The sequence below is a fragment of the Hydrogenophaga sp. NFH-34 genome (assembly GCF_021401345.1).
Taxonomy (GTDB): domain Bacteria; phylum Pseudomonadota; class Gammaproteobacteria; order Burkholderiales; family Burkholderiaceae_C; genus Hydrogenophaga; species Hydrogenophaga electricum.
The window spans coordinates 1-9,988 of record NZ_JACBGE010000048.1; the positions used below are offsets into that span (position 1 = coordinate 1).

12 protein-coding genes are annotated in these 9,988 nt (G+C 57.7%); 5 read left to right on the top strand and 7 right to left on the bottom strand.

Annotated elements, in window-relative coordinates; translation table 11 throughout:
- Window positions 1-222: 222 nt before the first annotated feature.
- From L0977_RS24955 to L0977_RS24965, 3 genes are read left to right on the top strand one after another with little or no spacing between them, the layout of a single operon-like run.
- Window positions 223-444, top strand: a complete 222-nt coding sequence (locus tag L0977_RS24955; RefSeq protein ID WP_234267629.1) for a hypothetical protein — start codon at window positions 223-225, stop codon at window positions 442-444.
- A 4-nt stretch (window positions 445-448) separates the two neighbouring features.
- The gene (locus L0977_RS24960; protein ID WP_234267630.1) at window positions 449-1,510 is read left to right on the top strand and encodes a zonular occludens toxin family protein; all 1,062 of its coding nucleotides are present in this window, start codon (window positions 449-451) and stop codon (window positions 1,508-1,510) included.
- The gene (locus L0977_RS24965) at window positions 1,507-2,736 is read left to right on the top strand and encodes a type II secretion system protein GspD (protein ID WP_234267631.1); all 1,230 of its coding nucleotides are present in this window, start codon (window positions 1,507-1,509) and stop codon (window positions 2,734-2,736) included. Before L0977_RS24960 ends, L0977_RS24965 begins: the two co-directional genes overlap by 4 nt.
- Window positions 2,737-2,784: 48 nt before the next feature.
- Here L0977_RS24965 and L0977_RS24970 read toward each other — a convergent pair whose 3' ends face one another.
- A complete protein-coding gene (locus tag L0977_RS24970; RefSeq protein WP_234267632.1) occupies window positions 2,785-3,024 on the bottom strand; it encodes a hypothetical protein in 240 nt (79 codons plus the stop codon).
- Window positions 3,025-3,393: 369 nt separating this feature from the next.
- Complete coding sequence (locus tag L0977_RS24975) at window positions 3,394-3,693, bottom strand: hypothetical protein (protein ID WP_234267633.1); 300 nt, start codon at window positions 3,691-3,693, stop codon at window positions 3,394-3,396.
- 629 nt (window positions 3,694-4,322) lie between these two features.
- Between L0977_RS24975 and L0977_RS24980 the strand changes: the two genes are divergently transcribed.
- Window positions 4,323-5,042 carry an NYN domain-containing protein gene (locus L0977_RS24980; protein ID WP_234267634.1) on the top strand — a complete coding sequence of 240 codons (720 nt, stop codon included), beginning with the start codon at window positions 4,323-4,325 and terminating at the stop codon, window positions 5,040-5,042.
- Between the two features lie 337 nt (window positions 5,043-5,379).
- Window positions 5,380-6,456 (top strand): hypothetical protein, encoded by a 1,077-nt coding sequence (locus L0977_RS24985; protein WP_234267635.1) that lies wholly within the window; start codon window positions 5,380-5,382, stop codon window positions 6,454-6,456.
- 240 nt (window positions 6,457-6,696) lie between these two features.
- Here the strand turns inward: L0977_RS24985 and L0977_RS24990 are convergent, their stop codons facing one another.
- From L0977_RS24990 to L0977_RS25740, 5 genes are all read right to left on the bottom strand, one after another.
- Window positions 6,697-7,674: a tyrosine-type recombinase/integrase gene (locus tag L0977_RS24990; protein ID WP_234267636.1), complete on the bottom strand. Its 978-nt coding sequence runs from the start codon at window positions 7,672-7,674 to the stop codon at window positions 6,697-6,699.
- Window positions 7,674-7,910, bottom strand: coding sequence for a DUF4224 domain-containing protein (locus L0977_RS24995; RefSeq protein ID WP_234267637.1), 237 nt, complete (start codon window positions 7,908-7,910; stop codon window positions 7,674-7,676). Before L0977_RS24995 ends, L0977_RS24990 begins: the two co-directional genes overlap by 1 nt.
- Complete coding sequence (locus L0977_RS25735; RefSeq protein ID WP_442786672.1) at window positions 7,907-8,743, bottom strand: rolling circle replication-associated protein; 837 nt, start codon at window positions 8,741-8,743, stop codon at window positions 7,907-7,909. Before L0977_RS25735 ends, L0977_RS24995 begins: the two co-directional genes overlap by 4 nt.
- 19 nt (window positions 8,744-8,762) lie before the next feature.
- Window positions 8,763-9,116: a hypothetical protein gene (locus L0977_RS25000; protein ID WP_234267638.1), complete on the bottom strand. Its 354-nt coding sequence runs from the start codon at window positions 9,114-9,116 to the stop codon at window positions 8,763-8,765.
- 175 nt (window positions 9,117-9,291) lie between these two features.
- A complete protein-coding gene (locus L0977_RS25740; protein WP_442786671.1) occupies window positions 9,292-9,699 on the bottom strand; it encodes an HNH endonuclease in 408 nt (135 codons plus the stop codon).
- Between the last annotated feature and the right edge of the window lie 289 nt (window positions 9,700-9,988).

A 9,988-nucleotide genomic window follows, 5' to 3' on the forward strand; every position in this document is an offset into this window, starting at 1 on the left:
CGAGAAGTACCTGCTGCTGGCCTGCCTCAACCTCGTGGAGTGCGTGGCCTACATCGGTGCAAAGTAGCAGTCCAAATGAGCCGCTTGCGGCCGGTCAAGATGGGTTGACTGGACGCTCACCTTTCTGAACCTGTTCGGGGTCGCACAAGGCATCACCGCTGTCTTTTGTGCCTACGCTGTCCGCTTCCTCTTGCGTCGCATCCCTCTTTTTGGATGAAAAAGATGGCGATCAAACTCTACATGGGCTTCATGGGTTCCGGCATGCTCATCGATCGTTTGTCATGCGCCCTGGTGCCTTCCGCCCAGCACACTTCTCGCGTAGACAAAAGCATCGACAGGGTCAACGTTGATCCAATGTACATAGCGGGTGCAGAGGTCAAGAAACGCGACGACGGTTCAGTAGTCCAGCACGGTGACCCCGGTCGCATTTCTCTGTTCGGCTGAGAACATGGCCATCAACGCATACACGGGCCTCATGGGCTCCGGCAAGTCTTTCGAGGTGGTGTCCAGCGTCATCGTGCCAGCCGTCTTGCAAGGTCGCAGAGTGGTGACCAACATCGACGGTATCAATCCCGAAGCCATCTACAGGTACTGCGAAGAGGTCAAGAAGGCCGACTGCGCAAAGCTGGGGTCGGTGATCGGTGTAACAAACGAAGACGTGACCAAGCCGGGCTTCTTCCCAGACGAGACCAAGCCTGATCAAAGCTCAGTGGTCCAGCCTGGGGACCTGGTCGCCATCGATGAGTGTTGGCAATTTTGGGGCAATGAACACAAGATCAGCGAAGAGCACATGCGGTTCTTTCGCATGCATCGGCACTACACGGACCCCAGCAGCGGCGTCACATGCGACTTGGCCTTGATGATCCAAGACCTTGGGACGTTGAACCGAAAAATTCGCGCAGTCATCGAGCTGACCACGCGCACGGTAAAGCTCAAGTCCATCGGAGCACCAACGGCGTATCGGATCGAGCTGTACGAGGGCAACAAGACCACCAACAAGGCCAAGATCGATACCTTCGTGAAGAAGTACGACAAGGCGATTTTTCCGCTGTACAAGAGCTACGCAGGTGGCTCTGGCAACGAAAAGCCGATTGATCGCCGGCAAAACGTTCTCACGAACCCGCGTCTCTGGTTTCTCGGTGGGGCCGTCTTGCTCATGTTCGTCGTCGGCGGGTACTTCACCTACAGATTCTTCAAGCCGCCACCTCCACCGAGCAGGGGTAATGCCGCAGCGCCTGCACAAGGCGCCGTCCCGAAGGTAGCCAAGGCGCAGCCAGACGGCCCACAGGGCGGCTTTTCCGAGGACTGGCGGTACTCGGGCCACTTCACCGGGCAAAGCGGCTCATGGGCCGTTGTCGTCGATTCCAGTGGCCGCATTCGTTTGGAATCGCCTTCCGCTTTCACTGGGACCGGGTTTGCGGCAGTTGGCCAGGTGGATGGCCAGACCGTCACCAGGTACAGCGGCAGCCGAGAGACATTCCTTGAACAACCTGGAACCGCATCGAAATGAAGCGACTCGTCACCTCTCTATGCCTTGGTGTGTTCCTTTCCTTGGCCGTTGCGCAGGATAAGCAAGCATCGTTTGACTTGGCTGGCGTGAGCGTCAGCCAGGCAATCGGTCTGATGTACGGCGAGGTCATGAAAACCGACTTCGTCATCGATCCCGAGGTTCTGAGCGATCAGCGGTTGGTCACCTTCCGCTACAAGCCAAAGGACGGTCCGATCAGGCCCTTCGTCGTCGAGTTTTTGCGCGCTCTGGGCTACGCAGTGGACACCAGGCAGGGAATCGACTTCATCAGCAAGATGAAGCCGGAACGGTTGGCCGAGGCCGAAGACGTTGTGAAGGTGTACCGGCCGAACTTTCGAAGCGTGGACTTCATCTCGCGCACCTTGAGCCCGCTGTTCAAGGGGCGCTTCACCGTCAATCGAGCAGTCAGCGCGCCACCTGGTGCAACGCAGTCGAAGGACTCGCCTCCTGAGTCCGCTGCTGCAGCGATACAACAAGAGTCGGACGTATTGGTTTTCACTGGATCACAGGCCGAGGTGAACAAGCTCTCCGGCCTTCTGCCACAGATTGATTTTCAAGTGGGAGAGGTCGTTGTCCGTGGCGTCGTGTACGAGGTCACAACCACAGACAGGGAAGGCTCCGCGTTCGGGCTGTTTGCCAACTTGCTGGGTGGCAAGCTCAGTGCGGGTGTGGGCAGCGTCGCCAGCCTGGGCAGCTTCCTCCGCTTCAAAAACACAGCGCTGGAGGCCGTGTATTCGGTGTTGAGCCAGGACAGCCGTTTCAAAGTCATGAGCAGCCCGAGCCTGCGCATCAAGTCCGGTTCACAAGGCGTTTTTTCTGTTGGCCAGGACGTGCCAGTACTGGGCGCTGTGAGCTACCCCGCGAACGGCCAGCCTGTTCAGAGCGTGGAGTACCGCAGCAGTGGCGTGATTTTCAACATTCAGCCGACTGTCCGGGAAAGCCTGATCGATCTGGACATCGATCAGCAGCTCAGCAACTTCGCGCAGACGACAACTGGCGTGAACGGCTCTCCGACGTTGACAAAGCGTGCGCTCAAGACCTCTGTAGGCCTCCAGGACGGGGATTTGATCGTCCTGGGTGGTTTGACCGAGAACAAGCAGACGGAGACCCGTGACGGCCCTTCATTCCTGCCGCGTCTTTTTCACACAGTGGGCAAAGAGGGCACGAGATCCGAAATCCTCTTGGTGCTCCAAGTCCTGCGAATCTGACGGGAAGCGCTGAGTAGCTGAGTAGGTGAGTGCTTGAGTAGATGAGTGTCAAACCAGCTTCATGCAAGCGTTCTTCACAGATCTTGCCAGCAGTGAAGCGGCACGGCGAAGCGCAACCCACCATGCAGGGCGTGCACGTGTTGGCAGGAGCTGCGGGATGCCTGCGGTCATCAACCACTCCCACCAGGCCGCGCGCTGCCGCTCGCCTGCACCGATCACGCCGCTGAAGTCGAGCTCCATCTGGGCGATCAGCGCATCGGCATATCTGCGGTAGTTGCGGGCGATCATTTGGCTGCTGAAAAGTGGATACCTTCAGCAGCGCTTCCTCGCTCCCCGCCTTGGGGCGGGGCGGGGGGGTGGGGTCGGCTCCGAGACAAGAAAAATCCGGCCTGAGCCGGATACCGCGAAATAAAGACACCCCCGTTACGCCCCTCACTTGCTGACGGGGTTAACGGGGGTGGCTTCGCGGTATTTGGCGCAGGTCGGATTTTTCACCACGCTAGGACCGGCGCCCGTCACTTGACGTGCCACGAAGGGAGCAAGGCGGACGACTGGCGCGGCAAGTGCAGCCGGTCCGGGGCCAACGCCAAAAGCGCGCGCGTGCTGTGCTTGGTGGTGTGCTACTCTGTTCAACGAGTCGGGCTGACGCCTACCTTTTTAGGTGTCTTGAGGGGTTACCTCACTTGGCTTACCGCTGCTCATGCGCGCGATAGACTTCTTGGCATGCCAGTCCGCAGCACGCCATTTATTGTTTCTGCGCTTGATTCCATGGATGCCATCCCTGGTGGTGTCGGCATCAAGTTCGATCCGCCTCGCTTGAATATTTTCATCAAGCCCGAGATCGAACTCAACTTGGACCAGATGCTCGCTGCATTCGATCCGAGTCAGCACGGTGGTGAGGTCATGGGTGGTGTCGCCGTGGGCGTAGAGGCGTTTTCTGCTGAATCGCTTGGACACTGGACTCCAGCGTCAGCGTCACCTTTGGTGCGACCTGCATGTGCTGATAGCCGAGAAGCATGTGACGTCCACATCGAGACGTTGAGGGCGAAAGGGCCGATCAATGGCTAAAAATTTCAGCGAGCTCCGCGGCAAAATGTCGCCGGATGCCCAGGCCCGTGCTGCTGCGCGAGCCGAAGTCATGCTGAAGGAATTGACGTTGTGCCGTAAGAGTGGTCTTGCCGACAGGTGTGACCAGCTTGACCCTAGTGCATCGCAGCCGGCGGGCGTTGCCCTGTGCGATCTGGCCAGCCGCGTGGGTGAGGCAGACCAACTGCGGCCTTGATTCGAGCATTTTTTTGTTGCGGCAGGCTCTAGCGTGGGAAACGGGTTCACCGCAACGGGTTCACCGCAACGGGTTCACCGCAACGGGTTCACCGCAACGGGTTCACCGCAACGGGTTCACCGCAACGGGTTCACCGCAACGGGTTCACCGCAACGGGTTCACCGCAACGGGTTGCATGTAAACACTTTCTCATTTACAATGAAGCTACCACTCATCCTTTGCGGTGTCATTCAGTTGGCTCCCGCTTGGGACGAAAAAGCCGCTCTTTGGGCGGCTTTTTCACGTCTGAACAACAAGAGCGCACGTGGCAACCAGCGAGAACGCACCAAGGAGGACCGGCGTCTACGTCGATGGCTACAACCTGTACTACGGCAGGTTGCGTGGCAGCGACTTCAAGTGGTTGGATTTGGTGAAGCTCGTTGAGGACGTTCTGGCCAAGCGTGACCAGAACGAAAGCTTGGACGGCGTCCACCTTTTTACGGCCCACGCGCTGGCCAACTTTGCCACCCATGGCAGGGACTCCGTCGAAGCGCAGTCTGCGTATCACCGCGCGTTGCAGGCCAAATACGGCGAGCGGTTCGAGGTGATCTATGGCAAGCACAGTTTTGACAAGGACGGCTCTTTGCTGCCGGAGTTCGTCGCTGGACAGCCGTACGACCGAACCAAGCGTACGCGCGTCTGGCGTCTTGAAGAGAAGAAGACCGACGTCAACTTGGCCATCAGCATGTACCGGCATGCCACACAAGGGCGCTATGACAGGGTCATTTTGGTGTCAAACGACAGCGACGCGGAGCCAGCTCTGGAGGCCATCCGCCATGACTTCCCTCACATCATGGTTGGCGTCATCGTGCCGATCATGCCGCCTGTCCTCGGCAATGAGCCAACTCGGCGCGTCAGTGGCTCGTTGACGAAATTGGCTGATTGGGTGGTCAAGCACCTGACCGACGATCAGCTGCAGGCCGCCCAACTACCACCCCATGTGCCGACCAAAAAGAAGCCGATACGCAAGCCTGCGCATTGGTGACGACATGAGTCAACCAAGCGTCAACGCCATAGCGGGATACTGCGGCGGTTAAGCTGCATGATGTTCTGCAAGTGCTTGATCTGCTGGACAATGCGGACCTAATGCAGGCGCTGAGCAGGGATTGAAAATCCGCGTGTCGGTGGTTCGATTCCGCCCCAGGCCACCAGTGTTCATGCGCCCCAGCGCCCGTTTCGGGTTCTGGGGCGTTTCTACATCTGGCGGATACTTTCTACAATCTACGCCGTAAGCTTGTCTTGGTCATAGGGTGCCAGCTTGGTGTGGTCTTCTGAGGGCGACCAAGCAGGAGATTTGGTATAGCTCGACATCAGGGGGAATTTTGGAACCGGCGAATCTTCTCGAACTTGCACGTTCGTTTCGGCAGTGGGCAATCGATAACGGTTTAAAAGACCGAGGCATTGATGGTGGGCATGGAAGGGCCAACTACGATGATGCGCTGGTGGATAGCTTTCAGATTTCAGCGCAGGGAGCAGCTGTTTTGCAGCGTCGCGTGATTTCTTTCGTTGGAATCAAACGTCGCGAAAACAAAATTCTTGTCTTTACCTCAAAGAAGATAACTCTCCCTGAGGAAAAACTCCTTTCCAAAAAATTCGCAGGTGTAGATGTTGAGTATCTGCACAGTGGTGCACCAGTTGCTTTTGCAGGAATGGGGGCGAATTACTATCAGACTGCAGCGGGGGCATACTGCTGTGGTAGTTCTATTCACCCTGCTAGGTATGCAGGTGCAGGAACGATGGGAGCTCTAGTCCGAGATGAGGCGGGCATCCTGTACGGGCTGACCAACAATCATGTCACTGGGGACTGCAACTTCACGGATGCAGCATCTCCTGTGCTTGCGCCGGGGCACATAGATATTCAACCGCATGGAATTGATCCATTCACGATTGGATACCACCATCGCACCCTTCCAATGGTTTCTGGGTCACCCGATAATGTTGCGGCTTCGGATAACAGTGATGCTGCGCTCTTCCGAATTAAGGATGAGTCTCTTGTCTCTTCTATGCAGGGTGTCTATCACGATACTCCCGTGACAACGAAACCTTTGATGGATGGGATGATTGTCGAAAAGGTTGGGAGGACTACAAGTATTCGGCAAGGGGTGGTGGTGGCGCAAATGGTCGGCTTCGAACCCTGCCTGTACTCGATCAATGCTTTGGCTGGAGGTAAGTCGTTGGTCTACTTTGACAGCCCATTCATTTTGGTGGGGGCGCCAGGACAGCCGAAATTCTCTGAGCCGGGAGACTCAGGCTCTCTGGTGTCGATACTGGAGAACGGTCAAAGACATGCAGCGGGTTTGCTGTATGCCGGCAACGGAGAGGGTTACACCTTCGTGTTGCCCATCGAACCGATCTTGAGTAATCTGCAAGTGTCTCTAGTTTCTGGACACAACCTGTGAACAAACAAGTCGCAAGCCGTCTGCTGGACAGCGTTGGTGCACCCAAGAGTGTTGCCAGCGCTGTGGTCGTGCTTGCGCCTGATGGGGCTCGTGTGATCCGCGTCTACTTCGATGCGAGCAGGTTTTCCCCTACGCGCATTCCCTCAGTTTTTGAAGGGTTCAAGGTTGAGGCTGTTCCGAGGAACATCGCAACTGCATACGCGTGCGCTGCCCACTGAGCAATTGAAAGAGCGTAGTCTCCTAGCGCAATGGGCGTACGCGCTCGCCAATCCTCGACCTGACATAGTGTTCGGTCATGTCCCGGTTCCGGTGGGCCAGCAGCTTCTGTGAGTGGGCCAGGTCGCCGGTGTCGGTCGCAGCCTTTGCCCGAATGTCCCTGAACTGAAAACTCACCTTCGCCAGGTCGCGGGCCTTGTCGAAGCGCGAGCGCATGGCGTACTGGCTCAGGGGTTGCCCCTTCTCGTCTTGGATCAGGAAGGAACTGATCGTGCTGCGTGGCCGGGTGTTGATCCTCTCGATGACGGCCGCCAGTTCCCCCGTGATCTCGATGCCCAGGCGTGTGCCGGTCTTGTTCTGCACGATCCAGAGGGCGCCGTCCCGAATGTCGGTGCGCTGGATCTTGAGCACATCGGCGGGGCGCTGGCCGGTGAGCAAGGCAAGGTCCATGGCATCTACCACCGTGAAGTGCGCGTGTGCCTTGACCTTCTCGAACTCCTCGTTCGTCACGTAGCGGTCGCGGCCGGTTTCCTTGAAGCCCTTCACCCCTTGGCATGGGTTGGGCGCGGTCGTGTAGCCCCATTCCCGGGCCTTGTTGAAGATGTGGGAGAAGAGGGCCTTCTCTCTGTTGGCGCGGACCTTGGCGGTCTGGCCGCGAATGTCCATGTACTCCCGGATATGCATAGGCGCGATCTGGTCAATTGGCATGTGACCAAACACCCTGACGAGATTCACCAGCTCCTTGTCGTTGTCCTTGCGGGTGCGTGGTGACTTGAGCGGGTACACCTCTCGGATGTAGCGCTTCACGATTGCTGAGAACAGCCTCGTGGAATCGTCCTCTCTCACCCCTTCGCGCATGGCCCACATACGCAGCGCTTCGGCGCGGTCAGCGCTGAGCTTGGTCCACACGCGGGGTTTTGTCCCGGTGACGTGGTACCACGTCTTGCCCTTCTTGTGAAACCGGGGAGGGTCGTCGAAGTTGGATTGGCGGCGGCGTCCCATTACGCGGTCCTCAAAGCGGAGAAGTTGGGGCGGGCTGAGGACCCGAACTCAGAGCCGCAGCCCAGCATTTTTTCTGCGTAGCTGCGGGCGATGATTGGGCGCCGGGTCGCATTGAGCTCGAAGCGCCAGCCCTTGGCGCGTAACCAGTCGACTTGTCGAGAAACGATCTTGTAGCCGGTGAGCTGGACAACTTCGTCCGGACGCAGGAAAAGGGGCGCATCCACCAAGGTCCTCATGCTGCCCCCGCCGTGTAGCTGCGAACGGTGCTGTACGGGCCGTCTACCCAGCGATCAGGTACCGGAGCATTGGGGTACAGAAGCATTTTGGAAGGCGCGAGAACTCGCGTGTACATGGGGGCAAGAATTTCTCCTGTGTCGAGCACCACACGACCACTCGCGGTGGTCCTGATTTCTCCGACTCCATAGAGCTGTTTGCACCAGCTGGGGAGGTTGAGCCAGGAGCAGATGCTCCGGGTTTCGGGTGTGAGTCCGCCGTATCCATGAATGCGCGCTCCCTTGGGAAAGGACTGGAGTGGTCCGAGCTTTGACAGGTACTTCATGAGGTACCCAACCGGGTTCTTGGCGACGACACGTTGTGTCATGCCATGTGGCCACCAGCCTTGTTTGTCGAACTTCGGAAGCTGAATGTGCTTCGGTAGCCAGATCGCAAGGTGGTAGTGAATCGCGCCGCGTTTCTGGAGTTCAGCGACCCAGACATAGCGGAATCGCACGCGTCGAGCGGCACACCACTTGCGAACGAACTTGAGGCACCGGGATAGGTGAAGCGGTTGCCAGTCGAAAACTCCCCGGTAGGTCAAGGTGACGAACCAGACGTTCTCACGCAGACCGCGGGGAGCGCACAGGCGCTGCAGATTACCGCAGGCCCAAACGGTTCGCCGAAGGCGGCTGACGCGGCGCTTCTGGGTTTCCTCAGACCGAAAGTCGATCTCAAGGGTGGGCGGGCCACTTGTTTTAGATGGGACAAGCCCTGCGGGTGCCGCTCTTCTGCTAATGAAACAAATGTAGGAGACTTCATGTCTCCTTAATATAAAGGAGACATGAAGTTTCATCAAGGCAATTTCAAGTTGCCTACAGCACTTCCCGCTTGCCTTCGATCTTGCCGTCCGTGATGCTCTTCCAGAAGTTGGAAGCAGTCTTGACGAACTTGTACCCAATGGAGCGCTCAGCGTCTGGGCCTTCTTCGGGAAAGACTTCACGCACTGAGATGCCGAGGATTTCCTCGTACTTGCGAATCGTCTTCTTGCTGTGAATGACGTAGAGCGGCTTCCAGCCGAAGTGGCGACCAATCATGTACATACCCAAGGCTCCCTCAAGTTCGTCTAGCGAGCCTGTGAAATTGAAAATCGCTTTATCCATCAGGTCATGCCGTCGCTTCGCTTCGTCGGCATCGACTAGTGGGGTCTTCTTGCGGTAGGGAGCCATCCATAAAGGATAGCAGGGAGGCAACTTCAAGTACATCCAGGACCGGAGTGCCAACGACGTCGGGCACACACCTGCTCGGCTTCGCCACATGCCGCTTGGCGAGCGGCATCAGGACCGCCATTGGTGGAACCTCTGTTTTGTCACCAGAAATAGAGGCCGACGATGCTACTTAGGCTTAATGGGCTTCCGCTCGCCACGTTAGCTGCTGTTGCACCTTTTCTGCAGGTAGGTGGCCCGTAGCCCGCAGTAGTACCCATCGGTGCCAGCAGCCGTTTTGCATCTGCACCTGCACAATGGTGCGGTAGGCGTCTGGTGATGGGGCTGGTCGCATGCGGTGACGCCTCTGATTGCATGTACTGCAGGCTGCGGCGATATTTGATTCGATGTCGGTGCCGCCATCACACCGTGCTTCTAAGTGCTCCGCAGTACACATAAGTGCTTGCGCTCGTGACAGGCTTATGCCGAGCTTGTTCGCGAACGAACTCAAGGCTGAAGCAGGTACGAGAGGAAGGCCGCAATAGCAGCAGCGGCAATTTTGGCGCTTATAGGCGCGCAGACGAAAACGAGCAATCCGATTGGACATGAAACCTCCGGCTCAAGACAATGATTCGCATGCCACTTGCGAATGGCGACCAGCCGAGACTTGGTCTCAGGTCTAGCGGCCCGCCGGTTGCCGGACGAGGCGGTTGAGAGGGCTTGGCCCTGTCTACCTGGAGATGTGGCAATCCCCACTCAACGGTCATCATAGCAAGTGAACCGCCCCGGGTTTCACGGAGGCCCGTTGGCTTGAGTCAGGCCGACGTGGCCTGCTGCTCAAGAGTGCGATAGTAGTTGGCCTCGAACTCGGCCGGCGGCACGTAGCCCAGCGGTGC